General features: G+C 65.6%; 28 protein-coding genes. 9 read left to right on the forward strand and 19 right to left on the reverse strand.

The genetic code is table 11. The features are described 5' to 3' along the window. Nucleotides 1-270 precede the first annotated feature (270 nt). Entirely contained in the window at nucleotides 271-2,169 is a 1,899-nt protein-coding gene (locus tag ACFO0J_RS02095) for a bifunctional diguanylate cyclase/phosphodiesterase (RefSeq protein ID WP_376811400.1), read from the reverse strand. A gap of 174 nt (nucleotides 2,170-2,343) precedes the next feature. Here ACFO0J_RS02095 and ACFO0J_RS02100 point away from each other — a divergent pair, with 174 nt between their 5' ends. The 8 genes from ACFO0J_RS02100 to ACFO0J_RS02135 all read left to right on the forward strand — a co-directional run bounded on the left by ACFO0J_RS02100 (nucleotide 2,344) and on the right by ACFO0J_RS02135 (nucleotide 13,194). Continuing rightward, entirely contained in the window at nucleotides 2,344-3,027 is a 684-nt protein-coding gene (locus ACFO0J_RS02100; protein WP_376811401.1) for a TetR/AcrR family transcriptional regulator, read from the forward strand. After that, nucleotides 3,024-5,369 carry an acyl-CoA dehydrogenase gene (locus ACFO0J_RS02105; RefSeq protein WP_376811402.1) on the forward strand — a complete coding sequence of 782 codons (2,346 nt, stop codon included), beginning with the start codon at nucleotides 3,024-3,026 and terminating at the stop codon, nucleotides 5,367-5,369. Before ACFO0J_RS02100 ends, ACFO0J_RS02105 begins: the two co-directional genes overlap by 4 nt. After that, nucleotides 5,369-6,658, forward strand: a complete 1,290-nt coding sequence (locus ACFO0J_RS02110) for an acetyl-CoA C-acetyltransferase (protein WP_376811403.1) — start codon at nucleotides 5,369-5,371, stop codon at nucleotides 6,656-6,658. Before ACFO0J_RS02105 ends, ACFO0J_RS02110 begins: the two co-directional genes overlap by 1 nt. A gap of 1 nt (nucleotide 6,659) precedes the next feature. Continuing rightward, complete coding sequence (locus ACFO0J_RS02115) at nucleotides 6,660-8,582, forward strand: 3-hydroxyacyl-CoA dehydrogenase NAD-binding domain-containing protein (protein WP_376811404.1); 1,923 nt, start codon at nucleotides 6,660-6,662, stop codon at nucleotides 8,580-8,582. A gap of 297 nt (nucleotides 8,583-8,879) precedes the next feature. Beyond that, the gene (locus tag ACFO0J_RS02120; protein WP_376811405.1) at nucleotides 8,880-10,256 is read left to right on the forward strand and encodes an OmpP1/FadL family transporter; all 1,377 of its coding nucleotides are present in this window, start codon (nucleotides 8,880-8,882) and stop codon (nucleotides 10,254-10,256) included. A gap of 22 nt (nucleotides 10,257-10,278) precedes the next feature. After that, nucleotides 10,279-10,806: a DUF4442 domain-containing protein gene (locus tag ACFO0J_RS02125; RefSeq protein WP_376811406.1), complete on the forward strand. Its 528-nt coding sequence runs from the start codon at nucleotides 10,279-10,281 to the stop codon at nucleotides 10,804-10,806. Next, entirely contained in the window at nucleotides 10,803-11,465 is a 663-nt protein-coding gene (locus ACFO0J_RS02130) for a chalcone isomerase family protein (RefSeq protein ID WP_376811407.1), read from the forward strand. Before ACFO0J_RS02125 ends, ACFO0J_RS02130 begins: the two co-directional genes overlap by 4 nt. Before the next feature lie 43 nt (nucleotides 11,466-11,508). Then, on the forward strand, nucleotides 11,509-13,194 hold the full coding sequence (locus ACFO0J_RS02135; protein WP_376811408.1) for an AMP-binding protein: 1,686 nt from the start codon (nucleotides 11,509-11,511) through the stop codon (nucleotides 13,192-13,194). Between the two features lie 6 nt (nucleotides 13,195-13,200). On the opposite strand, the gene kce is transcribed toward ACFO0J_RS02135, so the two are convergent. Genes kce through ACFO0J_RS02155 form a run of 4 tightly spaced genes read right to left on the reverse strand, consistent with a single transcriptional unit; the run spans nucleotide 13,201 to nucleotide 16,920 of the window. Continuing rightward, nucleotides 13,201-14,130 carry a 3,5-dioxohexanoate:acetyl-CoA acetone transferase gene (gene kce / locus ACFO0J_RS02140; protein WP_376811409.1) on the reverse strand — a complete coding sequence of 310 codons (930 nt, stop codon included), beginning with the start codon at nucleotides 14,128-14,130 and terminating at the stop codon, nucleotides 13,201-13,203. A 30-nt stretch (nucleotides 14,131-14,160) separates the two neighbouring features. Then, nucleotides 14,161-15,204 (reverse strand): ketopantoate reductase family protein, encoded by a 1,044-nt coding sequence (locus ACFO0J_RS02145; RefSeq protein ID WP_376811410.1) that lies wholly within the window; start codon nucleotides 15,202-15,204, stop codon nucleotides 14,161-14,163. Then, complete coding sequence (locus ACFO0J_RS02150; protein ID WP_376811411.1) at nucleotides 15,201-16,778, reverse strand: sodium:solute symporter family protein; 1,578 nt, start codon at nucleotides 16,776-16,778, stop codon at nucleotides 15,201-15,203. The genes ACFO0J_RS02145 and ACFO0J_RS02150 overlap by 4 nt, the downstream gene beginning before the upstream one ends. A gap of 7 nt (nucleotides 16,779-16,785) precedes the next feature. Then, on the reverse strand, nucleotides 16,786-16,920 hold the full coding sequence (locus tag ACFO0J_RS02155; protein WP_376811412.1) for a hypothetical protein: 135 nt from the start codon (nucleotides 16,918-16,920) through the stop codon (nucleotides 16,786-16,788). A 215-nt stretch (nucleotides 16,921-17,135) separates the two neighbouring features. On the opposite strand from ACFO0J_RS02155, the gene ACFO0J_RS02160 reads away from it, so the two are divergent. Next, nucleotides 17,136-18,161: an AraC family transcriptional regulator gene (locus tag ACFO0J_RS02160; protein ID WP_376811413.1), complete on the forward strand. Its 1,026-nt coding sequence runs from the start codon at nucleotides 17,136-17,138 to the stop codon at nucleotides 18,159-18,161. A gap of 12 nt (nucleotides 18,162-18,173) precedes the next feature. Here the strand turns inward: ACFO0J_RS02160 and ggt are convergent, their stop codons facing one another. From ggt to ACFO0J_RS02230, 14 genes are all read right to left on the reverse strand, one after another. Next, a complete protein-coding gene (ggt, locus tag ACFO0J_RS02165; protein WP_376811414.1) occupies nucleotides 18,174-19,964 on the reverse strand; it encodes a gamma-glutamyltransferase in 1,791 nt (596 codons plus the stop codon). A 137-nt stretch (nucleotides 19,965-20,101) separates the two neighbouring features. Then, entirely contained in the window at nucleotides 20,102-20,512 is a 411-nt protein-coding gene (locus ACFO0J_RS02170) for a ribonucleotide reductase subunit alpha (RefSeq protein ID WP_376811415.1), read from the reverse strand. 220 nt (nucleotides 20,513-20,732) lie between these two features. After that, nucleotides 20,733-21,014 carry a 30S ribosomal protein S17 gene (gene rpsQ, locus ACFO0J_RS02175; RefSeq protein WP_376811416.1) on the reverse strand — a complete coding sequence of 94 codons (282 nt, stop codon included), beginning with the start codon at nucleotides 21,012-21,014 and terminating at the stop codon, nucleotides 20,733-20,735. Nucleotide 21,015: 1 nt separating this feature from the next. Next, on the reverse strand, nucleotides 21,016-21,207 hold the full coding sequence (gene rpmC, locus ACFO0J_RS02180; RefSeq protein WP_043678987.1) for a 50S ribosomal protein L29: 192 nt from the start codon (nucleotides 21,205-21,207) through the stop codon (nucleotides 21,016-21,018). 13 nt (nucleotides 21,208-21,220) lie between these two features. Next, on the reverse strand, nucleotides 21,221-21,637 hold the full coding sequence (gene rplP / locus ACFO0J_RS02185; RefSeq protein ID WP_269356089.1) for a 50S ribosomal protein L16: 417 nt from the start codon (nucleotides 21,635-21,637) through the stop codon (nucleotides 21,221-21,223). Between the two features lie 3 nt (nucleotides 21,638-21,640). Further along, nucleotides 21,641-22,426 (reverse strand): 30S ribosomal protein S3, encoded by a 786-nt coding sequence (gene rpsC, locus ACFO0J_RS02190; RefSeq protein WP_376811417.1) that lies wholly within the window; start codon nucleotides 22,424-22,426, stop codon nucleotides 21,641-21,643. Nucleotides 22,427-22,435: 9 nt separating this feature from the next. Then, nucleotides 22,436-22,765, reverse strand: a complete 330-nt coding sequence (gene rplV, locus ACFO0J_RS02195; protein ID WP_043678994.1) for a 50S ribosomal protein L22 — start codon at nucleotides 22,763-22,765, stop codon at nucleotides 22,436-22,438. Nucleotides 22,766-22,768: 3 nt separating this feature from the next. Then, complete coding sequence (gene rpsS / locus ACFO0J_RS02200) at nucleotides 22,769-23,044, reverse strand: 30S ribosomal protein S19 (protein WP_066454635.1); 276 nt, start codon at nucleotides 23,042-23,044, stop codon at nucleotides 22,769-22,771. 12 nt (nucleotides 23,045-23,056) lie between these two features. Continuing rightward, the gene (gene rplB, locus ACFO0J_RS02205) at nucleotides 23,057-23,884 is read right to left on the reverse strand and encodes a 50S ribosomal protein L2 (protein WP_376811418.1); all 828 of its coding nucleotides are present in this window, start codon (nucleotides 23,882-23,884) and stop codon (nucleotides 23,057-23,059) included. A 1-nt stretch (nucleotide 23,885) separates the two neighbouring features. After that, on the reverse strand, nucleotides 23,886-24,182 hold the full coding sequence (gene rplW / locus ACFO0J_RS02210; protein WP_043679002.1) for a 50S ribosomal protein L23: 297 nt from the start codon (nucleotides 24,180-24,182) through the stop codon (nucleotides 23,886-23,888). Then, the gene (rplD, locus tag ACFO0J_RS02215) at nucleotides 24,179-24,802 is read right to left on the reverse strand and encodes a 50S ribosomal protein L4 (RefSeq protein ID WP_343834860.1); all 624 of its coding nucleotides are present in this window, start codon (nucleotides 24,800-24,802) and stop codon (nucleotides 24,179-24,181) included. The genes rplW and rplD overlap by 4 nt, the downstream gene beginning before the upstream one ends. Nucleotides 24,803-24,804: 2 nt before the next feature. Beyond that, the gene (gene rplC / locus ACFO0J_RS02220) at nucleotides 24,805-25,494 is read right to left on the reverse strand and encodes a 50S ribosomal protein L3 (protein WP_376811419.1); all 690 of its coding nucleotides are present in this window, start codon (nucleotides 25,492-25,494) and stop codon (nucleotides 24,805-24,807) included. Nucleotides 25,495-25,766: 272 nt separating this feature from the next. Then, nucleotides 25,767-26,078, reverse strand: a complete 312-nt coding sequence (gene rpsJ / locus ACFO0J_RS02225; protein ID WP_291771496.1) for a 30S ribosomal protein S10 — start codon at nucleotides 26,076-26,078, stop codon at nucleotides 25,767-25,769. A gap of 57 nt (nucleotides 26,079-26,135) precedes the next feature. Beyond that, the coding region (locus ACFO0J_RS02230; protein ID WP_080265453.1) for an EF-Tu C-terminal domain-related protein at nucleotides 26,136-26,202 on the reverse strand (67 nt) is incomplete at its 5' end.

The following is a 26,202-nucleotide window of genomic DNA, read 5'->3' on the forward strand; positions in this document are numbered from 1 at the left end:
CAACGAAGCCCAGGGCATGAATCCCCGGCCACGCAGCCAGTTTTGGTCCCGTCAGGCATTCTTGACAGCCGCTTGGGTTCGCCAATTGGTGCGGTTGGCCAAGTACGCCCTGGGTTGAAATTCGAGAACTTCCACTGCCCTGCGCGGGCCCGATGCATCAAAAGATGCGAATCAAACCTGCGCGCTATAGGGCAAGACGGCAATTATAAGATGCCTGCACGGCTAAGGCAAGCCCCTTATGCAAAAAACCGACACGGGCCGGCAAGGCCATCACATCGCGCGCGGCAAAGCCCCATATTCGATCAGCATGCTGCGCGTGCCCGCGTCGTCCGCATCATCGACATAGACACGCATGCCCATGCCGATGGCGGTCTCGGTGACGGCCACCATCATCTGCACCCCGCCGGGACTGGCGAGCAGTTCGCGCACGAAGTTTCCGCCCAGTTTCACATAGGCGAAATCGACCTCGTGGATCTGGCGCAAGGCGTCGGGCTGCTGATCCAGGCCGCGCAGCCCCATGTGCATGCCGGCCTCGATGACGCCCCGGCCAAAGGACCGGAAAGCCTCCAGGTGCCGGCTCAGCCCGTAGGCGTCCAGCTCGATCACCAGGCGGCGCAGCAGTTCGGGATCGGCGTTACTGCAGATCTGGCGGATCTCCTCTATATATTGCGTGTCCAGGACCGAGGCGATCGACATGCGGATGACCAGCACGCCGTCATGCTCGCCCAGCCAGTTCAGCGCCAGGCACAGCGCGCGCAGGTCGCAGGCCGGGGACAGGCCCAGGCGCGAAGCGGCCGGCATGAACAGAAAACCGGACATCCTCGGCTGATCGGGATCGTCTTCCTGCAGCACCAGGCCGGCCTCGTGGCGGTCGGTGATGTCGTCGCCCTCGTATTGGACCCGACGCACGTCCAGCGACAAGCGATCGTGGTCCAGGGCCTGGGTGATCAGGGTGCGCCAGGAGGCCTCGCCCATCAACAGCTCACCGTCCTCGTGGTCGGCGTAGGACAGGAATTCGATTTCCTCGTGGCCGGCGCTCTCGGCGCACATCAGGGCCTGGTCCAGGCGCGTCAGGACTTCCTTGGTCGTGCACTGCACGGTGTAGTCCGTCAGGGCATAGGCCCAGCGCGACAGATTATGACTGTCCAGCTTGACCCGCAGGGTTTCCAGCAGTTCGCGCAGTCTCTGCACCGGGCGCATGACCTCGGGGCCGCCGCCCACGGGGAACAGCACCACGAAATCGCTGCCGGTCAGGCGCGCAGGCAAGGCCCGCGTCTGCGGGTTTTCATTCAGCAGCTCGATGATGCGCCGCCCCAGCAGCCGCAGCCAGTCGTCCAGCTCCTGGCGTTCGGTCTGGTTCTGCAGGCGCGCCATGTCACGGCTGCGGATCAGCAGGACATAGCCGCTGACCGCGCCCTGGCGGGAATCGTCGCGCAGCATGCGCTTGAGTTCATTCAGGAAATAGCTGCGGTTGGCCAGGCCGGTGACCGGATCGCGGTTCAGTTCGATTTCCAGCCGCTCGATGCGCGCCATCTGCTCATCCATCGTGGGCGCGATGCGTTCGCGGACGTCGTCCATCAGTTCGGCGTCTTCGACGGGTTCGGTGCGCTTGATCTTGATTTCGGGCGCATCGACCGCGGCAACGGCGGCCAGTTCGCGCCGCACCCGGTTCACCAGGGCGACGACGAACAGGGCCCAGAAAGCCGCCAGCCCCAGCGCCAGCCACGTCCATTGCATCACGTGCGTCCAGAGCGCGTCGCGCGCGGGCCCCGGGTCCAGGGTCAGCCGCAGCGAGCCGACGCCGGCCACCTGGCGCGAGGCCTGGTGGGGCTGAAGGTCGACCAGGGAGGTGAACCAGCCCGGCGCGTCGCCGGCCAGGCGCCCCGGACGGCGGGACTGGAAGGCGGGGGCCGCCGCATCATCCGGCGTCAGCGCCAGATCGGCATAGCGTCCCTGCTGAAAGGCCGCATCCAACACCCGCGCGCGCGCGGCCGCGTCGGGCTGGGCGCTGACCAGCAGAGCCAGCGTGGCGGCAGCGTTTTCACCATCGGTCTGCAACTGGGCGTCGAGCCGGCGCTCCATCAGGCTGGTGCCCATCGCCAGCATGCCCACCAGAATGCAGGCGATGACCAGAGACGAAATCACCAGTAGCTGTCGCACGGAAGCCATCACGGACCTTTTTAAACCATGGAAACGAATCTTTGAAAGTGTATCCTGGACGCGGCATTTCCCCAACAAGCAATCACCGGCGCACGACTGCCGCCCCAGCCATCCTAGGGGTAACACGGATACCTAATCCGGGCGGATTGTGTATAGTTTTAAAACAAACGTTTGAATTAATTCATGGCCACTTCCCGCTCCGCCCTCACCCGCGATGCCATACTCGATGCCGCCGAACGCCTGTTCGCCGAGTACGGGCACGACAACACCTCCATGCGCCAGATCACCCAGACGGCGCAGGTGAACCTGTCCGCAGTGAATTATCACTTCGGCTCCAAGGACGCCCTGGTCGAGGCCGTGTTCCAGCGCCGCCTGGGTGTACTCAACGACGAACGCCTGCGCATTCTGGACGCACTCGAAGCCAAGGCCGACGGCCAGCCGCTCAAACCTTCCGCCATCGTCGAGGCCTATTTCGGCCCGCTGGTGCGCCACGCCTGCAGCGCCGGCGCCGAACGGCGCGCCTTCATGCCGCTGCAGTCCAGCACCATGTCCGACCCGAACGGCGCCATCAGCGCCCTGTTCGCCGCTGAACGCTCGGCGGTCGCGCACCGTTTCACCCGCGCCCTGCTGACCTCGCTGCCCGGCGTGCCCGAGGCCGAGATCGTCTGGCGTTTTCACTTCATGCTGGGCGCCACGGCCTACGCCATCATGGGGGCCGAAAGCTCCAGCCAGGCCATGAACCTGCCCGGCGACACCAATAACATCGACGCCGAGGCCCTGCTCGCCCGCCTGATGTCCTTTCTGCTGGGCGGCCTGCGCGCCCCGCTGTCGACCGGCGCACCACCTTCGGGGGGGACTCCCACATGACGTTCCTGCTGCTCCTGCTCCTCCTGCTCATCGCTGCGGCGGCCTTTGTGCTGAGCCGCCGCGATCTGCGCATCAAACATCTCAGCCGCCCCCTGTACCAGACCTTCCGCCGCATCCTGCCGCGCATGTCGGACACCGAGCGCGAAGCCCTGGAAGCCGGCACTGTCTGGTGGGACGGCGCCCTCTTTCGCGGCCGCCCCAGCGCCCGCGCCCTGCACGCCATCCCCGCCCCGCGCCTGAGCGAGGCCGAACAAGCCTTTCTGGACAATGAAGTCGAGACCGTCTGCGCGATGGTGAACGACTGGCAGGTCACCCGGCAGGATCTGGACATCCCGGCTGAAGCCTGGGAATACATCAAGACCCGCCGCTTCTTCGGCATGATCATCCCTGAGGCATACGGCGGCCTGGGTTTCTCGGCGCTGGCGCATTCCGCCGTGGTCGCCAAACTGTCCACCCGCTGCTCCGCATTGTCAGTCACCGTCATGGTGCCCAACTCGCTGGGCCCGGCCGAACTGCTGCTGCATTACGGCACCGACGAACAAAAGAACCACTACCTGCCGCGCCTGGCGCGCGGCGAGGACATCCCGGCCTTTGCCCTGACCAGCCCCTGGGCCGGCTCGGACGCGGCCGCCATCCCCGACCACGGCATCGTCTGCAAAGGCGAGTGGCAGGGCCGCGAGGTCCTGGGCATGCGCGTCACCTGGGACAAGCGCTACATCACCCTCGGCCCCGTCTGCACCCTTCTGGGCCTGGCCTTCCGCCTGTATGATCCCGACGGCCTGCTGGGCGACACGCCCGATCTGGGCATCACCTGCGCCCTGGTGCCGTCCGACCACCCGGGCGTGGACATCGGCCGCCGCCATTTCCCGCTGGACGCCATGTTCATGAACGGCCCCACGCAGGGGCGGGACGTGTTCATGCCCCTGGATTTCATCATCGGCGGGCCGTCCATGGCCGGCCAGGGCTGGCGCATGCTGATGGAATGCCTGGCGGCGGGCCGTTCGATTTCGCTGCCCTCGTCCTATACCGGCATGGCCAAGCTCACGGCACGCACCGTGGGCGCCTATACCGTCGTGCGCGACCAGTTCCGCACCCGCATCCATAAATTCGAGGGCGTCGCCGAGGCCCTGGCGCGCATCGGCGGCCACACCTACCTGATGGACGCGGCCCGCGTCATGACGGCCGGCGCCGTGGACCTGGGCGAGAAGCCCGCCGTGGTCTCGGCCATCGTCAAATACCACGTCACCGAACGCGGCCGCATCGTCGTCAACGACGGCATGGACATCATCGGCGGCAAGGGCATCTGCCTCGGTCCGCAGAACTTCCTGGGCCGCGCCTACCAGCAGATCCCGGTGGGCATCACGGTCGAGGGCGCCAACATCCTGACGCGCAGCCTGATCATCTTCGGCCAGGGCGCGATCCGCTGCCATCCCCACGTGCTGGACGAAATGCGCGCCGCCCAGGCCGCCGACCCTGAACAGGGTCTGGCGGACTTCGATCGCGCCTTCTGGGGCCATGTGCGCCACACGACGTGCAACGCGCTGCGCGCCGTCGGCCACGGCTTCACCAACGCGCTGCCGGCCCGCCCCGACACGGCCGTCGCCCCGGAAATGGTCCGCTACTACCGGCAGTTGACGCGCTTCTCGGCCGCCTTCGCCACCCTGGCCGACGTTTCCATGCTGACGCTGGGCGGCGCACTGAAGCGGCGCGAATCGATCTCCGCCCGCCTGGGCGATATTCTGTCGCAGCTCTACCTGATTTCCGCCACACTGAAACGCTACCAGGACGAGGGCCGCCAGGCCGCCGACGCGCCGCTGGCCCACTGGGCGATCCAGGATGCGTTCTGCCGCGCCCAGGATGCTTTCACCGGCGTGCTGGCCAATTTCCCCAACCGCCCCCTGGCCTGGGCCTTGCGCGTCCTGCTGTTCCCCTGGGGCCGGCCCTTCGCCGCGCCGTCCGACACGCTTTCCATGGCCGTGGCCGATGCCATCAGCCAGCCCGGCGGCGCGCGCGACCGCCTGACGCAGGACGCTTACGTGCCGCACGACCCGGCCGAGCCCGTCGGCGCCATCGAAGCCGCCTTCACCGCCGTGCTGGATACGCAGGTCCTCGAAGCCCGCATGCGCGAATTTGAAAAGGCCGGCCGTGTGCCCGCCGCCGACCCGCGCGCCAACGTGCGCGACATGGCCGAGGCCATCCACGCAGCCGGCGGCCTGACCGACGATGAACTGAACCGCATCCGCGCGCGCAATGCGCTGCGCGACCGCGTGATCGGCGTGGACGACTTCGCCCCGAATCTCCAGGGCCCGTCCCGGACCGAATCCGCAGGAGACCGATCCTGATGGCCTTCGAACCCGTCTACCTCATCGACGGGGCGCGCAGCCCCTTCCTCAAGGCCCGCAACGCGCCGGGTCCGTTCTCCGCGTCCGATCTGGCCGTGCAGACGGGCCGCGAACTGCTGCTGCGCCAGCCTTTCGCACCCACCGAACTGGACGAAGTCGTGATCGGCTGCGCGGCGCCCTCGGCCGACGAAACCAATATCGGCCGGGTGATCGCCCTGCGCCTGGGCTGCGGCGACCGCGTGCCCGGCTGGACGGTGATGCGCAACTGCGCCTCCGGCATGCAGGCGCTGGATTCCGCCGCCATGGGCCTGCAGACCGGCCGCCACGATCTGGTGCTGGCCGGCGGCGTGGACGCCCTGTCGCGCGCGCCGCTGCTGTTCCCCGACGAAATGGTCCACTGGCTGGCCCAATGGAACCAGGCGCGCACCTGGTCGCAGCGCCTGCCGCTGCTGCGGCGTTTCCGCCCCGCTTACTTCAAGCCCGTCATCGGCCTGCTGAAAGGCCTGAGCGATCCGGTGATCGGCCTGTCCATGGGCCAGACCGCCGAAAACCTGGTCCACCGTTTCGGCCTGACGCGCGAACAGCTCGACGCCTACGCGGCGCAAAGCCACGCCCGCGCCCTGGCCGCGCGCGACCGGGGCGCCTTTGACGAAATCGTGCCCCTGGTCGATGCCAAGGGCGCGCTGTATGCCGACGACGACGGCGTGCGCGCGGATTCCACCCCGGAAAAACTCGCGCGGCTCAAGCCCGTCTTCGACAAGCCCTACGGCAACATCACGGCGGGCAACAGCTCCCAGGTCACCGACGGCGCGGCGCTTCTGCTGCTGGCCTCGGAACGCGCCGTGCGCGAGCGCGGCCTGCGGCCCATCGCCCGCATCGTCGATGCGCAATGGTCGGCCCTGGACCCGGCCGTCATGGGTCTGGGCCCGGTGCATGCGTCCTCGGCCATCCTGGCGCGCCGGAATCTGGGCCTGAACGATCTGGACTTGTGGGAAATCAATGAAGCCTTCGCCGCCCAGGTGCTAGGCTGTCTCGCAGCCTGGCGTGACGAGTCATGGTGCCGGGAACATCTGGGGCGCGGCGCGCTGGGGGATCTGGACATGGATCGTCTGAACGTGGACGGCGGCGCCATCGCGCAGGGCCACCCCGTGGGGGCCTCGGGCGCGCGCATCGTGCTGCACCTGGTGCGCGCCCTGCAGGCCCGGGGGCTGCGCCGCGGCATGGCCGCCATCTGCATCGGCGGCGGCCAGGGCGGCGCCATGCTGGTCGAACGCTGCGAGGGGATCTGACATGAGCTTCGAATCCCTGGATCTGCGCCATTTCCGCTGCGAGATCGACCCGCAAGGCATCACCTGGCTGACCATCGATTGCGCCGGCAGTTCCGTCAACCGCCTGTCGGGCGAGGTGCTGACCGAGCTGGGCCGCGCCCTGGATTATTTCCAGTCCGCCCCGCCCGCCGCGCTGGTGATCCGCTCGGGCAAGGCCGCCGGCTTCATCGCGGGCGCCGACATCGACGAATTCTCCCAGTTGAACGATGCGGCCACGGCGCGCGCCTTTGTCGAGCGCGGCTGGACGGTCTTCAACCGCCTGGCGGCGGTGTCCTGGCCGACCCTGGCCCTGGTGCAGGGCCACTGCATGGGCGGCGGCCTGGAGCTGGCCCTGGCGTGCCGCTACCGGATCGTCGTCGATCAGCCCGACACGCGCCTGTCGCTGCCCGAAGTCATGCTGGGCATCTTCCCCGGCTGGGGCGGCATGCTGCGTCTGCCCCGGCGTGTCGGCGCCCCGCTGGCGCTGGACATGATGCTGACGGGCCGCGCCCTGAGCGCGCGCCGCGCAGCCGCCAGCGGCCTGGCCGATCTGTGTGTGCCGCCGCGCCTGGCGGCACAGTCCGCCGCACGCCACGTCCGCTCCAACCAACCGGTGCGCGGCCCGCGTGGCAAGGACGCCTGGCTCAGCCATCCGATCCTGCGCCCGCTGCTGCTGCGCCAGGCCCGCAAGACGCTGGAAAAACGCGATCCGCAGGGCCACTACCCGGCCCCGCGCGCCATCCTGGACATCTGGGCGCATCACGGCGGCAACGCGCTGGCGGCGCCCGCGCTGATCGAAGGCATCGTCCAGTCCGACACCGCCCGCAATCTGCTGCGCGTGTTCCGCATGCAGGAACGCCTCAAAGCATTCGGCAAAGGCAGCGATCAGGCCGCCGTGCAGCACGTCCACGTGGTGGGTGCGGGCGTGATGGGCGGCGACATCGCCGCCTGGTGCGCGCTCAAGGGCCTGACCGTCACCCTGCAGGACATGGACCGCGCGCGCATCGCCCAGGCCATCGGCCGCGCCCGGGCGCTGTACACACGCAAGATCCAGCCCGCCCGCGAGGCGATGCTGGCCGCCGACCGCCTGATTCCGGACCCGGACGGCCAGGGTGTCGCCCGCGCCGACCTGGTCATCGAGGCCATCAGCGAAAATCCGGACGCCAAGCGCGGCCTGTACGCCGCCCTCGAACCGCGCCTGAAAGACGGCGCGCTGCTGGCGACCAACACCTCCAGCCTGTCGCTGCAGGACCTGGGACGCGACCTGGCGCGGCCGGAGCGTCTGGTGGGCATCCACTTCTTCAACCCCGTGGCGAAGATGCCCCTGGTCGAAGTCGTGACGACCGGACACACCGACCCGCACGCCCAGGCTGCCGCCTGCGCCTTCGTCGGCCGGATCGGCAAACTGCCCTTGCCGGTGCAAAGCGTGCCCGGCTTCCTGGTCAACGCCGTACTGGCGCCCTACATGCTGGAAGCCATGCGCTGCGTGGACGAGGGCCTGAGCCCCGAGACCATCGACGCCGCCATGAAGGCCTACGGCATGCCCATGGGGCCGATCGAACTCATCGACACCGTGGGCCTGGACATCGCCCGCGACGCCGGCGCGCAACTGACCGGCCAGGCCCAGCCGCCCGCCTGCCTGGCGCGCCATCTGGACCGCAATGAACTGGGCCGCAAATCCGGCCAGGGCTTTTACCGCTGGCGCGAGGGCAAACCTGTCCGGACCGAGGCCGGCGCCGCCCCGGCCGGCCTGGCGCGCCGCCTGCTGCAACCCTTGATCGACGCCACCCGCCGCCAACAGGCGGCCGGCGTGGTCGCCGATGCCGAACTCGCCAATGCAGGTGTGATTTTTGGTACGGGCTATGCGCCCTACACGGGAGGGCCGATACCACGCGAAGCTGATTGATTGTGTGATGCCGGCCTGATTCCGGCGCCCCGCTCAAAGCCTTGAACGTCGCTGCGCGATGACGCAGCGAGGGAGTCCTTTTGTCGCCGATTTACTGGGCGGTAAACGACTGGATGAGCCGGGCGCAAGCGGAAAACGCTCTTTATTGCTCTACCCGTGAGACCGCATGGCGTCCGCCTGCGGCCCGGGGATTCGTGTGTCCAAATTTTACCCCTTATCTCGATAAGGTTAATCGGGAATAACCCAAAGCAGGTGTACCTGCACCACGTTTTTCATCAATGACTCGGAGGTGACACGATGAAAATGCAATACACGCTCAAGACCCTGTCGGCCCTGGTTCTGGGCCTGGGCACGGCGGGCATCGCCCACAGCGCCGGCTTCCAGCTGCTGGAGCAGAACGCCAGCGGCCTGGGCAATGCCTATGCCGGCTCGGCGGCCATCGGCGAAAACGCCAGCGCCAACTACTTCAACCCCGCCAGCATCACCTTGCTGCCGGGCATGAACGTCAGCGCCGGTGTGGTCGGCATCAAGCCGAATTTCGAGTTTTCGGATAGCGGCAGCACGACGCCGACCACGTTCGGCGGCAAGCCGATTGGCGGACTCGGCGGCCGGCCGGCCGGCGGCGGCGACGGCGGCAATGCCGGCGCCTGGGGCGTCGTTCCCAATGCCCACTTCACCTGGCAAGTGAGCCCGCGCACCTGGCTGGGCCTGAGCGTGGGCGCGCCCTTCGGCCTGATGACCGACTACGAGAAGGGCTGGGCGGGCCGCTACCACTCCGAGAAATTCGACATTCAGAGCATCAACATCAACCCGTCCATCGCCTTCAAGGCCACCGATACCCTGTCCGTCGGCGTCGGTCTGAACTGGATGCAGTTGGAGGCGGATTATCGCAAGGCCCAGTTCGTACCGAGCTTTCCGGCAGGCATGATGGCCCCGATTGCCCTGCCCGGCGGCGACCTGCAAGCCCGCGTCAAGGCCAAGGGCGATGCCTGGGGCTGGAATGCCGGCATCCTCTGGCAGGCCACCGAGGACACGCGCTTCGGCCTGTCCTACCGCTCCAGGGTCAAGATCGATGCCGATGGCACCACCACGGTCAGCAACAGGAACATTCCCACCACCGTCATGGGTGGCGCAATGGCAAACCCCCTCCTGGCCCAGCTTCCTCTCGGCGCCCACAATGCCTCGGCCTCCATCGAACTGCCTGACTCCGCGATCTTCAGCGTGGTCCACCAGTTGAATGACCGCTGGACTCTGCTGGGCGACGTGGCCTGGACCGGCTGGAGCAGCATCCCGGAACTGAAGATCGTCAACACCGGCATTGATAATGCCACGCTGGACCTGCGCTTCAAGGATGCCTGGCGCGTCTCTCTGGGGGCCAACTACAAGTACAGCGAGAGCTGGACCTTCAAGGGCGGTGTGGCCTGGGACCAGTCCCCGGTGCAAAGCGATGCCTATCGTCCCTCCGCCCTGCCGGACAACGACCGCTACTGGGTCTCGCTGGGTGCGAAGTACAACTTCAGCAAATCCACCAGCATCGACGTCGGCTACGCCCACCTGTTCGTGAAGAACACCTCGGTGAACAACCACTCGGCCGAAGCGACGTCAGGCGTGCTGAAGGGCGACTACAAGAGCAGCGCGGACATCATCGGCGTGCAGTTCTCGCATCAGTTCTGAGCATGACGACCGTGAGCCTGGCATGAAGTTGTCGCAGTTGAAACGCCTGCCGCCCCGGTGGCGGGCGCGTGCCATGCGCACGGGCTTCAACCTGCATCCGGCCTTCCGCGCGACGGGAGGCCGGGTGGACTATGTATCCCATGATCTGCTGCACGTGCGCGTCCGCCTGGCACTGACGCGGCGCACGCGCAATATCGTGGGTTCGATTTTTGGCGGCTCGCTGTTCGCCGTCACCGACGGCGTGCACGTGGGCATGCTGATGGCCCGCCTGGAACGCAGCGCCATCATCTGGGACAAAGCCGCCGAGATCCGCTATCGCAAACCGGCCTTCCGCACGCTGTACGCCGATTTCGTCCTGACGGAAGCCGAGCTGCAGGGCATCCGCGCGGACCTGGACCGCGACCACGAAACCGAACGGGTCTACCAGGTGGACCTGAAGGACGCCGACGGCACCGTATACACGGAAGTCCAACGCACCATCTACTTGGCCGACAAGGCCTATTACAAACAACGCAAGCCGCGCGTCGACGCGGCGGGAGACGCATCATGACCTATCCGAATCCATCGCTCGAGACCGCACGGCAGGTTCGCGCGCGCATGCGGCCTGCGCGCGCCGGCCTGCTGCATGGCACATTCGCCGCCCTGGCCCTGGCCGTCGCCGGCCTGTGCGCGACGCCGCCCGCCCTGGCCCTGACCGTGGCCAATGTGGACGTGCCCGAGCAGCAGTCGGTCGCCGGCCAGAGCCTGGTCCTGAACGGCGCCGGACTGCGCCAGCGCTTCGTCTTCCACGTCTACGTCGCCGCCTTGTACCGGACCCAGCCGTCCCGGGATGCCGCAGCGATCGTCAGTAGCCCCGAGCCGCAACTGCTGCGCCTGACCCTGCTGCGCGACATCAACAGCAAGGCGCTGACCGACGCGTTGAACGATGGCCTGAAGGCCAACTGCACCGACGCCGAGCTGCGGGACATGGCCGATTCCATCGCCCATTTCGAGGCCTTCATGAAGACCGGCGGCGAAGGCGCCTCGGGCGATCTGGTGGACGTGCTTTTCAATCAGGGAACCGTCTCGGTATCATTCAAGGGCAAGGCGCTGGGAGAAGTGAAAGACCCCCGGTTCGCCGCTGCGCTCCTGAAGGTCTGGCTGGGCGCCCACCCGGCCCAGGAATCCCTGAAATCGGCCCTGCTGGGCCAGGCATCCCAAAGCAATTGATCTGACGGATTGATCCGACGATCTGACAACAAGGAACCGCATCATGGAACGCATCTGGCTGGAGCACTACCCCGAAGGAGTGCCGGCTGACATCACCGACCAGGCCGCCGCCTATGAATCACTGGCCGACCTGTTCGAGCAAAGCTGCAGGCAGTACGCCGGCAACACGGCCTACGTCAGCATGGGTGCGTCCATGACTTACGCGCAGACGCTGGACCAGGCCCGGGCCTTTGCGGCCTGGCTGCAGGCCCAGGGGGTGGGCAAGGGCGACCGCGTCGCGCTGATGATGCCCAATCTGCTGCAATACCCGATCTGCCTGTTCGGCACGCTGATGGCGGGCGCGGTGGTGGTCAACACCAACCCGCTCTACACGGCGCACGAACTGCACCACCAACTGAGCGACTCCGGTACGACCACGGTGGTGGTGGCGGAGAACTTCGCCCACACCTTGCAGCAGGCCATGGCGATGCCCGGCACCCAGGTCAAACGCGTGGTGGTGACCTCGCTGGGCGAGCTGCTGGGCTTCCCCAAGGGCCTGATCACCGATCTGGTGGTCCGCCATGTGAAGAAACTGGTGCCGGCCTGGCACATCCCCGGCGCCCTGCGCCTGCGCGACGTGCTGGCCCAGGGCGCCCGTTCGACCTACCATCGCCCCGCATTGACGCACGCCGACCTGGCGGCGCTGCAGTACACGGGCGGCACCACGGGCGTGGCCAAGGGCGCCATGCTGAGCCACGGCAATCTGGTGTCCAACGTCTGCCAGGCCTATGCCTGGGTGCGCCCCTACTGCACGGGCGACCGCGAATGCATCGTCACCGCGCTTCCTCTGTATCACATCTTCGCCCTGACGGCGAACTGCCTGACGTTCATGCGACTGGGCGCCAGCAATCTGCTGATCGTCAATCCGCGCGACATCCCCGGCTTCATCAAGGAACTCGGCAAGGTCAAATTCACCGCGCTGACCGGGGTCAACACCCTGTTCAACGCCTTGCTGAACAACCCCGAGTTCAGCAAGCTGGACTTCAGCGGGCTGAACCTGACCTTGGGCGGCGGCATGGCCGTCCAGGAAGCCATCGCGGAACGCTGGCTCAAGGCCACCGGCAAGCCCATTGCCCAGGCCTACGGATTGACGGAAACCTCGCCCGCCGTGACCATCAATCCGTTCGACAAGGTCGACTTCAACGGTTCGATCGGCCTGCCGGTGCCGTCCACGGAGGTCGCCGTGCGCAACGACAACTGCACTGTGGCGATCGGCGAATCAGGCGAAATTTGCGTCAAGGGACCGCAGGTGACGGCCGGCTACTGGAACCGCCCCGAGGAAACCGCCAAGGTCTTCGACGCCGACGGCTGGCTGCTGACCGGCGACATCGGCTACATGAACGACAAGGGCTATGTGTTCCTGCTGGACCGCAAGAAGGACATGATCCTGGTGTCGGGCTTCAATGTGTACCCGAACGAGGTCGAGGCCGCCGCCATCGAGCACCCCGGCATCCTGGAAGCCGCCGCCATCGGCGTGCCCAACGGCGCTTCGGGCGAAGTGGTCAAGCTCTATGTGATCCGCAAGGACCCGAGCCTGACCGAGGCCGACGTGATCGCCCACTGCCGCAAGCTGCTGACGGGCTACAAGGTGCCCAAATTCGTGGAGTTCCGCGAGGACCTGCCGCGCAGCAATGTGGGCAAGATCCTGCGCAAGGAACTGCGCAACGAAGGCGAACAGCGGTCGGCCTGAGGCCTCTTAGAAGTTCACCCTGTCACGGCCCTTGAGGCCCAGGATGTCGCGCGCCTGATCCGGCGTCGCGACCTCCGAACCCAGGTCTTCGATGATGCGGCGGATCTTGGCGACCTGCTGTGCGTTCGATTCCGCCAGCTTGCCGCGCGAAATGGACAGGCTGTCTTCCAGACCGACGCGGACATTGCCGCCCATCTGGCTGGCGGTGGTGGCAAAAGGCATTTGCGCACCGCCGGCGCCCAGCACCGACCAGCGGTAGTCATCGCCGAACAGCCGGTCGGCCGTGCGCTTCATGAAAATCAGATTGTCGATATCGGCGCCGATGCCACCCAGGATGCCGAAGATGAACTGGATGAAGACCGGTGCTTTGAACAGTCCGATGTCCATGCAAAAACGCAGGTTGTACAGGTGGCCGACGTCGTAGCACTCGTGCTCGAACTTGATGTCGTGCGGCGCAAGCTGATTCGCCGCGTTTTCGATGTCCGCAAAGGTGTTGCGGAAAATATTGCCGTCGGACTTCGCGACGTAATCACGCTCCCAGTCGAACTTCCACGTGTCGTAGCGCTTGGCCAGCGGGTGAAAGCTGAAATTCATGCTGCCCATGTTCAGCGAGCACATTTCGGGCGAGAAACGCAGGGCGGGGGCGACGCGTTCGTCGATGGTGTTGGTCAGGCTGCCGCCGGTCGAAATGTTGATGACCGCCTCGGTCGACTGTTTGACCCGCGGCAGGAAGGCAGCGAAGACATCGGGGTCGATGGTGACGCCGCCGTCATGGGGGCGGCGCGCATGCAGGTGCAGGATCGAAGCGCCGGCTTCGGCCGCCGCGACGGCCTGGTCGGCGATATCGTCGGGCGCATAGGGCAGCGCATCCGACATGGTGGGCGTGTGAATCGCGCCGGTGATGGCGCAGGTGATGATAACGGGTTGTCTTGCCATGATGCTCTCAAAAACTCAGTTCAGTTCAATTCAGCCGAGCAGCGCCCGATGGGGACGCAGCAGGTCCTCAAAACGATCGATATTCGAGAAGTCGGGTACGCCGCGTACGGCCTGCGCCTCGCCGACCAGCTCGACCACCCGGTCGTTGAACGGGGTTGCCAGACCGTATTCGCGCCCGGTCTTGCAGACGATGCCGTTGATGAAATGGATCTCGGTGTCGCGGCCCTTTTCCAGATCCTGCAGCATCGAGGCACGCAGCTGGCGGTGCTGAGACCAGATCTTGCGGATCAGCGGCAGGACCTCGGGCGCCGAGGCGGGTGCCGCGAGCGCGAAACGCTCGAAATCCTCGCCCTGCATCTCGGCCATCCGATGACCGGCGGCATGCGCAACCCGCACGGTCTCATCCGCGATGAAGGCCACGCACAGCAGCGCGCGCGGATCGTCCATGACCTCGCCGAAGGTGCAGCCCAGCGCCGCAGACATCCCGCTGAAGGTCGCATTCATCAAAACCTTGGACCAGCGGATGCCCATCAGATCGTCGAGCAATGCCGTGCGGCCGACGCAGGCCAGATAGTCCTGCACCGCGCCCAGGCGCGGGCGCATCACGCCGTCCAGCTCGCCAATCTCGAAGGCGAACTTCTGCACGACTTCGGCCGTCGTGGTCAGCCGCGAAACACCCGGTCCGATCCAGGTCGCGCCGAACCCCACCGCACCGCCGATCGTGCGCTCCAGCCCCACCACCGCCGCCACCGACGGCTCCGGGATACCGTTCTGCAAGGTGCAGACGATGCTGTCGCCGTGCAGGAACGGCAGCAGGTGCGACAGCACGGCCTGGTTGGCCGTCTGCTTGCTGAGCAGAAAGACCAGATCGTATTGCCCGCTCATGGCGTCGGGATGCAGGGCGCGCACCGGGACTTTCAGATCCATCTCGCCGATGATCTGCGCACCCTTACGGTTCAGCGCATCGACATGCTCACGATTGCTGTCGATCAGGTCGACCGGGCGACCGCCCCGCGCCATCAGCGCGCCGATGATCGTGCCGAGCGATCCCGCTCCGATGAGGGCGGCTCTCATGCCCGGCTCCCTTCCGCAAGCGGCGCCGCGTTGCCGGGTTCATGCGTCTGGTCGCTTTCGCGGCGGATGCGCAGCGCAACGGCACGGGTCGAGGGACTGACATCGGCGTCGAAATAGGCCTCATAGGCTTCCTTCGGCGGAGCCGAAGTCAGGAAAACCCCGACCAGCGTGGCGACCAGCGACAGACCCGCGCCAATCACAAAGGGGTTGTCCGCACCCATGGCCTTGGCCGTGACGAAGCCTGCTGCCCCCACGAGAATCCCGGCATAGGCGCCGGCGCGGTTCATCCGCTTCCAGAACAGCCCGAACCAGACCGGCCACATGAAGGCCGCGCCGAAAGCGCCATACACATAGGTAAAGCCCATGGCCAGCAGCATCGGCGGCTTGATCGCGCTGACCACCGACAGCAGACCGAGGGCAAGCACGCAGTAGCGCAGATGGCGCGTGGCGCGGGCATCATCGAACTGGCGATCGGGATAGAGTGAGCGGTAGAGATCGTAGTAAAGCGAAGTGCCGCAGTTCAACAGCATCGAGTTCGCCGTCGAAACCGCCGCCGCCAGCAGCGCAATCAGCGTCATCGCACCGACGAAAGGCGGGGCATAGTCCTGCACGATCAGCGGCATGATGTAGTCGGTGGTCTTGTCGACGGGCAGGCTGGGCAGCAGCGCCTTGGCGCCCAGGCCGATCACGATCAGGCAGACAAAGATCGGAATCAGCGCGATCACGGTCCACATCATCTGCAACACGGCCGCCTTGCTGTTCTTGGGCGCCATGAAGCGATTGATCCAGTGCGGCGCGACCGATGCGCCGATGGCGTTCGACATGAAAATGCCCAGCAGCACCGACCAGCCGAAGGTGCCAGCAGGCGACAGCAGGATGCCCGGCTCCAGCGGCGCGCCACCGATATTGGTGGGCGCGGTGGTCGTCGCCACGGCGTCGATGATCGGACCAATCCCTCCGGTCGCGTACAGAATGGCGCCGGTGCCGAAGGCCAGACCGATCAGGATCAGCGTCGCATTCAGCGTGTCGGTGGCGGCAACCGACCAGAAACCGCCCAGCGAGGTCAGCGCCAGCAGGATCAGGAAGGCGAAGATGGCATATTCATACTGGATGCCGGTGATCGTGTGAAAGACGATGCCGAAGCCCACGACCTGAAGGTGGCAGAAGATGAAATAGCCCACCAGCATCAGCACGGCGACGATCAGTTGCAAGCCGCTGACACGCGCGAACGGCTCGAAGCGCATGCGGATGAATTCAGGAAAGGTCCGCGCCGGCAGTTCAGGCCGGCGCACCTTGTAGGCCAGGATCGGCATGACCGCCGTGGCCAGGAACCAGCCCGCCACCCAGCCGATGATGGCGGCGACGCCGGTGCGGTAAAGCTGGCCCGGCACGCCCATCACCGAGGCCACGCTGACCCAGGTTGCAACCGAGGTGCCGACCCCCAGCAACAGCCCCATCCGGTGGCCGCCGGTGGTGAAATCGGACAGCGACTCGACCTCTTTCATGCTCTTGAGACAAGTCCAGAGCAGAAAGGCCAGATAGCCGCCAAAGACGATGAAATAAGAAAGACTCATTTCGCCCTCACTCGTACCGCAGCAGATCGCCGGTCGCGCCCCAGCGGCGCACCCCGGAGGCTTCGATCTTGCTGCACAAGTAAAGCGACACTGCAACGCATACGACGATGCTCGCTCCCCAAAAACCCAATGCGATCCCCATGGATCTCCTCCTTCTTTGTTGGACGCCGTGATGCGGTCCTTCGATGGCGGGGCGCCGCTCCGTGCTCCGCACGGATCCTGCCGCCAGTCAACGGCATGCGTCTCTACCTGCACACTCTTGCCCCGATGCTGCTCAGATTAGCGTTGCCAACCCGGTCAAACAAGGTTATTTTCGGACTCAAAGAGGACTTTCAAGGACAATCAAGGATCACCGACATGCATTCCCTGCTGCCGCTTCCCGACGAGCGGATCTATGCGCCCTACAAGATCGGCGCACTGGTAGAGGTTCTGGCCGAGCAAGGCATCCCCCCCCATGACAGCCTGATGGGCAGCGGCGTGGATGCGGACCATTTGCAGGACCCGTCCACCCTGACCTCCATCCGCCAATACCTGACGGTCTGCATGAACGCGCTCGCCCTGTCGCAGGACCCCGCCACGCCGTTCTTGCTGGGCGCCCGGCTGCGCGTCTCGGCCTATGGCATCTACGGCTACGCCCTGCTGTCCTGCCTGTCGATCCGTGATTATTTCAGGCTGGCGCTCAAGTACCGCCGGCTGGCGACGCCCCCCATGGCGATCGAATGGAACGAGCATGACGACCTTGCCACATGGAGCTTTCCCGACATCTTCGTCCTGGACCCGGCGCAGGACCTGCGGCGATTCCTGATCGAACAGCAATTCAGTCTGCACGTGACGCATTTACAGGATGTGGCGGGCGCAGCCTGCCCGCCGCTGCGAGCCAGCTTCTCCTATCCGGCTCCGGATCATGCCGGGATCTATGAAGATTATCTTCACTGCCCTTGCGCCTTCGGGCAAGCTCGCTGCGAACTGGTCTACGACCGCGCCGTGCTTGACCGCAAGCCCATGATGGCGCACCCGCTGACTGCTGCGCTCATGCAGGAAACCTGCGATCGTCTGCTGGGGCAGGCGAAAACCGAGCAAGGTACCGCCGGCTCGGTTTACCAGATTCTGATGACCCGTCCCGGAGAGTCTCCTGACATGGAGTCCGCCGCGCGCATGTTGAACATGACCAGCCGGACGCTTCGACGGCGCCTGCTGGCCGAGAACACCACATTTCAGGCCATTGCCGACGATGTGCGCTCGACATTGGCGCAAGAATATCTGCAGACCACAAAAATGAGCATCTTTGATATTGCGATGCTGCTGGGATTCAGCGATGCCGCCAGCTTCCGCAGGGCCCTGAAGCGCTGGACGGGGAAAGGACCACGGCAATTTCGTCCATAACCTGACCGATCATCAGTACCCCAGTGCAGCGCCATCCGGGTTGCGCGGATCCGAGGCGCCGTACAGCATGCCGTCGCGGATCAGGATGGTCTGGGTGCGGCCCATGGCGGGTTTGACGGCCACGTGGTGCCCATAACCGCGCAACAGGTTCAGGGTATCGGGGCTGAAGCCCTTTTCCACCCGGAGCTCGTCGGGCTGCCACTGATGGTGGAAGCGCGGCTGGGCGGCGGCTTCGGCCGGGTTCATGCCGAAGTCGATGGCGTCGACCACGGTTTCCAGCACGGTGGTGATGATGCGCGCGCCGCCCGGGCTGCCGGTGACCAGCCAGGGCCGGCCGTCGCGCAACACGATGGTGGGCGTCATGGACGACAGCGGCCGTTTGCCGGCCTGGATGGCGTTGGCCTCGCCGCCGGTCAGGCCGTAGACATTGGCCACCCCCGGCTTGGCCGAGAAATCGTCCATCTCGTTGTTCAGCAGGATGCCGGTGCCTTCGGCCACGATGCCGCTGCCGAAGTTCGTGTTCAGCGTATAGGTGACGGCCACCGCATTACCCGCCGCGTCCGCCACCGAGAAATGCGTGGTCTGGTCGCTTTCATAAGGCTGCGGCTTGCCCGGGCGGATATCGGCCGCGGATCGGGCGCGGTCCGGCGCAATGCCGGCGGCCTGATGCCGGGCGTAGGCTTTGGAGATCAAACCGGCCACCGGCACCGTCACGAAATCCGTGTCCCCCAGGTATTGCGCACGGTCGGCGTAGGCCAGTTTCATGGCCTCGGCCATGTGGTGGAGGGTCTGCGCGCTGCCCGCGCCCCATTCGGCGACGGGCCAGGCCTCCATCATGTTCAGGATCTGCACCAGATGGATGCCGCCGGAGCTGGGCGGCGGCATGGTCACGATCCGGTGGCCGCGATAGTTGCCGATGATGGGCGGGCGCTCGACCGCGCGATAAGCCGCCAGATCCTGCACCGTGATCAGGCCGCCGTGGCGCGCCATCTCCAAGGCGATCTTGTCCCCGATCGGTCCCTGGTAAAAAGCGTCGGCCCCGCGTTGCGCGATCTGGCGCAGGGAACGCGCCAGATCGCGCTGGACCAGCCGTTCGCCCGCCTGCAGGGGACGGCCGTCGCGCCAGAAGATCGCGCGTGTCGCCGGCCACCGGCTCATGGGTCTGGCATTATTCGCCAGCGTGTCCGCCAGGGTCGGACTGACCGGATAGCCCTGTTCCGCCAGACGGATGGCGGGTGCCATGACCTGCGATAGAGGCAGCGAGCCCCAGCGGGCCAGCGCATGCGTCAGGCCGGCGACCGTGCCCGGCACGCCCACGGCTTGATGCGTGTGCAGCGAGCGGCCGTCCACCACCTGGCCGTTCGCGTCCAGGTACATGTCGCGCGTGGCCCGCACCGGCGCCTTTTCACGGAAGTCCAGGGCGTAATCCCCGCCGCCGCGCGCCTCGTGCACCATCATGAAGCCGCCGCCGCCCAGGTTGCCCGCGTTGGGCAGCGTCACCGCCAGGGTGAAGCCAACCGCTACCGCCGCATCGACGGCGTTGCCGCCCGCGCGCAGGATCTCCAGGCCGGCACGCGTGGCCAGCGCCTGCTCCGACACCACCATGCCGTGCTTGGCAGCGACCGGATGGAAGATGTCCAGGCCGGCATCATAGGCGGCAGCGGCCGCCTGGGTGACGGGCGCGGCCTGGGTGTAGACGGCCGCCGGTGCGGCAGCCGTCGCGGGCGTCTGTCGAGGCGCCGCGCAGGCGGCCAGCAACCCCAGCAGGCTCAGGCCGAACCAACGCAAAAGAGAGGATTTCATGGGAATTCTCCAGATGCCATGGACCGGCATCGTCACCCCCGAGGGTAACAGGTATCCCACGCAGCCCCTATCGAGACCCTTGGAATTCACCCGCTGCCGTCAAAGGTCGAGGGCGGGCGTAGCGCGTCAAACGGCCCTCAAGCGGCGCCGAACACGATGGGGTCGCCGTCCCGGTCGAAGGCCAGCAGGGAGCCGATGGTGCCGTACTTGATCATCTGCGTCATGCGCTGAAAGGCCTGATCGACGTCTTTGTTGTCCGGCAGATAGGCCGACTGATCGGCCATGGCGGCCACAAACACGACCTGCCAGTCCTGGCCGGTTCGGCGCGATTCCTCGACCAGCGTGGCGAATGCATCCAGTTCGCCCGGGGTCTTGTCCACGCACAGCATCGGCGTGAGTTCACCGCCTTCGCCCCGGGCATGGCTGGCCTTCTGTTCCGGCGTGGCGTCATCCGGCACCGTGCAGGCGGCAAAGACGAACAGCAGGCGCTGTGGTTCGGGCTGCAGGCGCGCAGCCTGCAGCAGATCGTCGAAACAGGTGATGTCCATGACGGCGGCCCTTGGAGAAAGCCCTATCCTACAGGATTGCGCCACGCGTCCCGCTTGCGCGGGATCATGGCCGCGGTGATCTGCGATCTGTCCGCCGCAGCGGCCGGGCGCCCGGAACGACTGAACCCCGCACGAGGCGGGGTTCAGGGGTGCACGGCAGCCGGAGCTCCATGCGGGGTCGAGACGGGCGGCAGCAGGACTGCCCCCCGGTCATGCGGCATCAGATGATGCGCACGGCCTCGACCAGGCGCACCACCGTCCAGGACTTGGACTTGGAGATGGGGCGGCCTTCAGCGATTTCGACGGTGTCGCCTTCGTTGTACTGGTTGGCTTCGTCATGCGCCTTGTACTTCGCGGTGCGGTTGACGAACTTGCCCAGCACGGGGTGCTTGACACGGGTCTGGACGCTGACAACGACGGACTTGTCCATCTTGTTGCTGACGACCTTGCCGACCAGCGTACGCTGACGCTTGGCGGTGTCTTTCTGGGTTTCGGTAGTCATGTTACTTTCCTGCGTTCTCAGTCATGATGGTGCGGATGCGCGCGATGTCGCGACGCACCTTGCCCAACTGGCTGGTGTTGGAAAGCTGCTGGGTGGCACGCTGCATGCGCAGGTTGAATTGTGCCTTCAGCAGACTCTCGAGCTCGGTCTGGAGCCCGGCGGCGTCTTTGGCGCGCAGTTCACTGGCTTTCATATCCTGATCTCTCTTAGGCGCCCACGCGGCGCGACACGAAGGTCGTGCTGATGGGCAGCTTGGCGGCGGCCAGGCGGAAAGCTTCGCGTGCGAGTTCTTCGCTCACGCCTTCCATTTCGTACAGCACCTTGCCGGGTTGAATTTCCGCGACCCAGTATTCCGGGTTGCCCTTACCGTTACCCATCCGGACTTCGGCGGGCTTTTGCGAGATGGGCTTGTCCGGGAAGATCCGGATCCAGATGCGGCCGCCGCGCTTGATGTGACGGTTGATCGCACGACGAGCGGCTTCGATCTGGCGAGCGGTCAGGCGGCCACGACCCGTGGCCTTCAGACCGAACTCGCCGAAGGAAACCTGAGCGCCACGCGTGGCCAGGCCGGTATTACGGCCCTTCTGTTCCTTGCGGTACTTCCTGCGAGAGGGTGACAGCATGTTTTATTCTCCTTCAGGCGCCGGAGCAGCAGCATCACGGCGCGGGCCACGGCCACGACCGCGGTTGTCACCGGGACGGCCGGGACGATCGCCACGCGGCGCACGGCGCGGGCGGCGTTCTTCGTCACGCGGGGCGGCGGTTTCCGGGGGCATTTCGCCGTTGGGCAGCATGTCGCCCTTGTAGACCCAGACCTTGACACCGATGATGCCGTAGGTCGTCTGCGCTTCCGAGAAGCCGTAGTCGATGTTCGCGCGCAGGGTGTGCAGGGGCACACGGCCTTCGCGGTACCATTCGGTACGGGCGATTTCGATCCCGTTCAGACGGCCCGAGGACATGATCTTGATGCCCTGGGCGCCCAGACGCATGGCGTTCTGCATGGCGCGCTTCATGGCGCGGCGGAACATGATGCGCTTTTCGAGCTGCTGGGTGATCGAGTCGGCGATCAGTTGCGCGTCGGTTTCCGGCTTGCGGATTTCCTCGATGTTGACGTGCACGGGCACGCCCATCAGGCGCTGCAGGTCGGCCTTCAGCGTTTCGATGTCCTCGCCGCGACGGCCGATCACCACACCCGGACGAGCCGAGTACACAGTGATGCGGGCGTTCTTGGCGGGGCGCTCGATGACGACGCGGCCCACGGAAGCCGATTTCAGTTTCTTCTTCAGGTATTCACGGACGCGAATGTCTTCGGCGAGCATGCTGCCGTAGACCTTGTCGTTCGCATACCAGCGAGAAGTCCAGTTGTGGTTGACCGCGAGGCGGAACCCAATCGGGTGAATTTTCTGTCCCATTGCGACTCCTTACGCCCCGACCTTGACCACGATGTGGCAGGTCTGCTTTTCGATGCGGTTGCCGCGGCCCTTGGCGCGCGCGGAGAACCGCTTCATCGATTGAGCCTTGTCGACGTAGATCGTGGTGACCTTCAGTTCGTCGATGTCGGCGCCATCATTGTGTTCGGCATTGGCGATGGCCGATTCCAGCGCCTTTTTCAGGATGCCGGCGGCCTTCTTGGGGCTGAACGTCAGGATGTTGAGGGCGTGCGCCACGGATTTCCCACGGATCAGATCCGCCACCAGGCGGGTCTTCTGCGCGGAAATATGGACGCCGCGGATGACTGCGGTAGTTTCCATGGCTTACCTCTTGGCCTTCTTGTCCGCCGCGTGCCCCTTGAAGGTGCGCGTCAGGGCGAATTCGCCGAGCTTGTGGCCGACCATGTTCTCGTTGATGTACACGGGAACGTGCTGGCGGCCGTTGTGCACGGCAATCGTCAGCCCAATGAACTCGGGCAGGATGGTGGAACGGCGCGACCAGGTCTTGATCGGCTTCTTTTCTTTGCCCCCGACGGCGGCATCGACCTTCTTGATCAGATGCGCATCGACGAACGGGCCTTTCTTGATCGAACGTGACATAGTGTTCGCCCCTTATTTGCGCTTGCGGCGGGAGACAATCATATTGTCCGTCCGCTTGTTACGACGGGTCCGGTAGCCCTTGGCGGGAGTACCCCACGGGCTGACGGGTTCGCGGCCTTCGCCGGTGCGGCCTTCGCCGCCGCCGTGCGGGTGATCCACCGGGTTCATGGCAACGCCACGGACCGTCGGGCGGATACCACGCCAGCGCACTGCGCCGGCCTTGCCGATCTGGCGCAGGCTGTGGTCGCCGTTGCCGACTTCACCAATGGTGGCGCGGCAATCGATGTGGACGCGACGGACTTCGCCGGAACGCAGGCGGACCTGGGCGTAAACGCCTTCACGGGCCATCAGCACGGCGGACGCGCCGGCCGAACGGGCCAGCTGAGCGCCCTTGCCCGGCTGCATTTCGATGCAGTGGATCGTGGAACCGACCGGGATGGCACGAATCGGCAGCGTGTTGCCGGCGCGGATGGGGGCATCCGAACCGGACACGACCGTGGCGCCCACAGCCAGACCGCGCGGCGCGATGATGTAGCGGCGCTCGCCGTCGGCGTAGCACAGCAGCGCAATGTGCGCCGTGCGATTCGGGTCGTATTCCAGGCGCTCGACCTTGGCGACGATGCCGTCCTTGTTGCGACGGAAATCAACGACACGGTAGTGCTGCTTGTGACCGCCGCCACGGTGGCGCACGGTGATGTGACCGTTGTTGTTGCGGCCGGAGTTCTGCGATTGCGGTTCGAGCAGCGGAGCGTAGCCCGGGCCCTTGTGCAGCTCAGGGTGCACGACCTTGATCATGCCCCGGCGGCCGGCGGACGTCGGCTTGACTTTAATCAGCGGCATTTTAGTTCACCTCCGTAAAGTCGATTTCCTGCCCGGCCTTGAGCGAGACATAGGCCTTGCGCTCATTGCGGCGACGGCCCATGAAGCGGCCGAAGCGCTTTTCCTTGCCCTTGCGATTGGCAACCTGCACGGACTCGACTTCGACCTTGAACAGCAGTTCAACGGCGGCCTTGATTTCCGGCTTGGTGGCGTCGGCGACGACGCGGAAAGCGACCTGGTTGTTCTTTTCAGCGATCATCGTGGACTTTTCAGTCACGACGGGCGCCAGAATGACTTGCATCAGACGTTCGGCATTCATCCCAGCAACTCCTCGAGTTGGGCGATCGCCGGCTTGGTGATCAGCACTTTCTTGTAGTGGACCAGGGACAGCGGATCGGCGTAGCGCGTTTCGATGACCGCCACGTGGGGCAGGTTGCGCGTCGCGAGATAGACGTTTTCGTCCAGGGCATCAGTGATGATCAGGACGGGTTCGGCGATGCCCAGATCCTTGAGCTTGGCGGCAGCCAGCTTGGTCTTCGGGGCCTCGAGGGTGAAGCTTTCGACCACGGCCAGGCGGTCTTCGCGGACCAGCTGCGAGAAGATCGCGCGCAGACCGGCGCGGTACATCTTCTTGTTGACCTTGTGGCTGAAGTTCTCGTCCGGCGAGTTCGGGAACGCACGGCCACCCCCACGCCAGATCGGCGAGGAAGTCATCCCGGAACGGGCGCGGCCGGTGCCCTTTTGGCGCCAGGGCTTCTTGGTGGAGTGCTTGACCGTCTCGCGGTTCTTCTGGGCGCGGTTGCCCATGCGAGCGTTGGCCTGATAGGCCACGACGATCTGGTGAACCAGGGCTTCGTTGAAGTCGCGGCCGAAGATTTCGTCGGCGGCGGCCACGGTGGCCGAGGACTGACCCTGATCATTCAGGAGCTTGAGTTCCATGATTAGGCTCCTTTCTTGGGCGTCGCCTTGATGGCGGGGCGCACGATGATGTCGGCGTTCTTGTGGCCGGGGACGGCGCCCTTCACCAGCAGCAGGCCGCGCTCGGCGTCCACGCGCACGACGTCCAGGTTCTGGACGGTGCGGGTGACATCACCCAGGTGACCGGACATTTTCTTGCCGGGGAAGATGCGGCCCGGATCCTGGGCCTGGCCGATGGAGCCCGGCACGCGGTGCGACCGCGAGTTGCCGTGCGAAGCGCGCTGGGAACCGAAGTTGTGGCGCTTGATCGTGCCCGCGAAACCCTTACCGATGGTGGTGCCGGTGACGTCGACCTGCTGGCCGACTTCGAACACGGACTCCACGGCGACCACGGCGCCGGCCGTAAATTCGGCGGCGCGGGTGGGATCCAGGCGGAATTCCTTGAGGATGGAACCGGCTTCGATGCCGGCCTTGGCGTAGTGGCCGGCCTGAGCCTTGGCCACACGGGAGGCACGACGCTCGCCGTAGGCAAGCTGGACCGCCGCATAGCCGTCGATTTCAGGCGTCTTGACCTGGGCGACGCGGTTATTGGACACGTCCAGCACCGTGACCGGGATGGACTCGCCTTCCTCGGTAAAGATGCGGGTCATGCCAACCTTGCGCCCCACAAGCCCGAGGCGCCAGGCCGCGGGCGTAGGTGTCGAATTCGACATTGTTTTCTCCGGGGGGTGTTTCCCCACAGTTTTCATTCCCGACTGCGATTGGCCGGGGCTTGATCGTTCGCCATCCGTTTTCCTAAAAACAGAAATGGACGACGAAGCCCTTGATTCTAACATAGAAAGTGCCCCCACGCTACGCCTTCGGCTTGCTGCCCCCCAAGGGGGCGTTTTTCATCTTGGGGCGGCCCGACGATGAAAAAACCGCCCTGCCTAGAAGGCAGGGCGGTTTCGTCCGAAGGAGCCGCGCGAAGCGGCCCGGTCGGGGATTACTGCAGGGCGATCTCGACGTCCACGCCGGCCGGCAGATCCAGACGCATCAGGGCGTCCACGGTCTTGTCGGTGGGATCAACGATGTCCATCAGACGCTGGTGCGTACGCATCTCGAACTGGTCGCGCGAAGTCTTGTTGACGTGCGGCGAACGCAGCACGTCGTAGCGACGGATGCGCGTGGGCAGCGGCACGGGACCACGAACCACGGCGCCGGTGCGCTTGGCCGTTTCGACGATCTCAGCGGCGGACTGATCGATCAGCTTGTAGTCAAACGCCTTCAGGCGGATGCGGATTTTCTGGCTTTTCATGGGAATCCCTAAAGAACGAAAGAGGCGGGGGGAGTGCTCCCCCCGCCGGTCCATCAATTACTTGATGATTTTGGCGACGACGCCGGCGCCCACGGTACGACCGCCTTCGCGGATGGCGAAGCGC

Origin of the sequence: Castellaniella hirudinis, assembly GCF_042651965.1 — a bacterium.
GTDB classification, from domain to species: Bacteria; Pseudomonadota; Gammaproteobacteria; order Burkholderiales; family Burkholderiaceae_B; genus Castellaniella; species Castellaniella hirudinis.

Excerpts from the sequence above, each read along its gene's own strand:
- rplB (WP_376811418.1), bottom strand. The coding sequence starts at position 23,884 with ATGCCGCTGATTAAAGTCAAGCCGACGTCCGCCGGCCGCCGGGGCATG.
- rpsC (WP_376811417.1), bottom strand. The coding sequence starts at position 22,426 with ATGGGACAGAAAATTCACCCGATTGGGTTCCGCCTCGCGGTCAACCAC.
- ggt (WP_376811414.1), bottom strand. The coding sequence starts at position 19,964 with ATGAAATCCTCTCTTTTGCGTTGGTTCGGCCTGAGCCTGCTGGGGTTG.
- rplP (WP_269356089.1), bottom strand. The coding sequence starts at position 21,637 with ATGCTGTCACCCTCTCGCAGGAAGTACCGCAAGGAACAGAAGGGCCGT.
- rplC (WP_376811419.1), bottom strand. The coding sequence starts at position 25,494 with ATGTCGAATTCGACACCTACGCCCGCGGCCTGGCGCCTCGGGCTTGTG.
- ACFO0J_RS02100 (WP_376811401.1), top strand. The coding sequence starts at position 2,344 with ATGGCCACTTCCCGCTCCGCCCTCACCCGCGATGCCATACTCGATGCC.
- ACFO0J_RS02130 (WP_376811407.1), top strand. The coding sequence starts at position 10,803 with ATGACCTATCCGAATCCATCGCTCGAGACCGCACGGCAGGTTCGCGCG.
- rplW (WP_043679002.1), bottom strand. The coding sequence starts at position 24,182 with ATGAATGCCGAACGTCTGATGCAAGTCATTCTGGCGCCCGTCGTGACT.
- ACFO0J_RS02170 (WP_376811415.1), bottom strand. The coding sequence starts at position 20,512 with ATGGACATCACCTGTTTCGACGATCTGCTGCAGGCTGCGCGCCTGCAG.
- ACFO0J_RS02120 (WP_376811405.1), top strand. The coding sequence starts at position 8,880 with ATGAAAATGCAATACACGCTCAAGACCCTGTCGGCCCTGGTTCTGGGC.
- ACFO0J_RS02095 (WP_376811400.1), bottom strand. The coding sequence starts at position 2,169 with ATGGCTTCCGTGCGACAGCTACTGGTGATTTCGTCTCTGGTCATCGCC.
- ACFO0J_RS02115 (WP_376811404.1), top strand. The coding sequence starts at position 6,660 with ATGAGCTTCGAATCCCTGGATCTGCGCCATTTCCGCTGCGAGATCGAC.
- rplD (WP_343834860.1), bottom strand. The coding sequence starts at position 24,802 with ATGGAACTCAAGCTCCTGAATGATCAGGGTCAGTCCTCGGCCACCGTG.
- ACFO0J_RS02145 (WP_376811410.1), bottom strand. The coding sequence starts at position 15,204 with ATGAGAGCCGCCCTCATCGGAGCGGGATCGCTCGGCACGATCATCGGC.
- rpsJ (WP_291771496.1), bottom strand. The coding sequence starts at position 26,078 with ATGAAAAGCCAGAAAATCCGCATCCGCCTGAAGGCGTTTGACTACAAG.
- ACFO0J_RS02150 (WP_376811411.1), bottom strand. The coding sequence starts at position 16,778 with ATGAGTCTTTCTTATTTCATCGTCTTTGGCGGCTATCTGGCCTTTCTG.
- rplV (WP_043678994.1), bottom strand. The coding sequence starts at position 22,765 with ATGGAAACTACCGCAGTCATCCGCGGCGTCCATATTTCCGCGCAGAAG.
- rpsS (WP_066454635.1), bottom strand. The coding sequence starts at position 23,044 with ATGTCACGTTCGATCAAGAAAGGCCCGTTCGTCGATGCGCATCTGATC.
- rpmC (WP_043678987.1), bottom strand. The coding sequence starts at position 21,207 with ATGAAAGCCAGTGAACTGCGCGCCAAAGACGCCGCCGGGCTCCAGACC.
- ACFO0J_RS02125 (WP_376811406.1), top strand. The coding sequence starts at position 10,279 with ATGAAGTTGTCGCAGTTGAAACGCCTGCCGCCCCGGTGGCGGGCGCGT.
- ACFO0J_RS02105 (WP_376811402.1), top strand. The coding sequence starts at position 3,024 with ATGACGTTCCTGCTGCTCCTGCTCCTCCTGCTCATCGCTGCGGCGGCC.
- ACFO0J_RS02155 (WP_376811412.1), bottom strand. The coding sequence starts at position 16,920 with ATGGGGATCGCATTGGGTTTTTGGGGAGCGAGCATCGTCGTATGCGTT.
- rpsQ (WP_376811416.1), bottom strand. The coding sequence starts at position 21,014 with ATGACTACCGAAACCCAGAAAGACACCGCCAAGCGTCAGCGTACGCTG.
- ACFO0J_RS02110 (WP_376811403.1), top strand. The coding sequence starts at position 5,369 with ATGGCCTTCGAACCCGTCTACCTCATCGACGGGGCGCGCAGCCCCTTC.
- ACFO0J_RS02160 (WP_376811413.1), top strand. The coding sequence starts at position 17,136 with ATGCATTCCCTGCTGCCGCTTCCCGACGAGCGGATCTATGCGCCCTAC.
- ACFO0J_RS02135 (WP_376811408.1), top strand. The coding sequence starts at position 11,509 with ATGGAACGCATCTGGCTGGAGCACTACCCCGAAGGAGTGCCGGCTGAC.
- kce (WP_376811409.1), bottom strand. The coding sequence starts at position 14,130 with ATGGCAAGACAACCCGTTATCATCACCTGCGCCATCACCGGCGCGATT.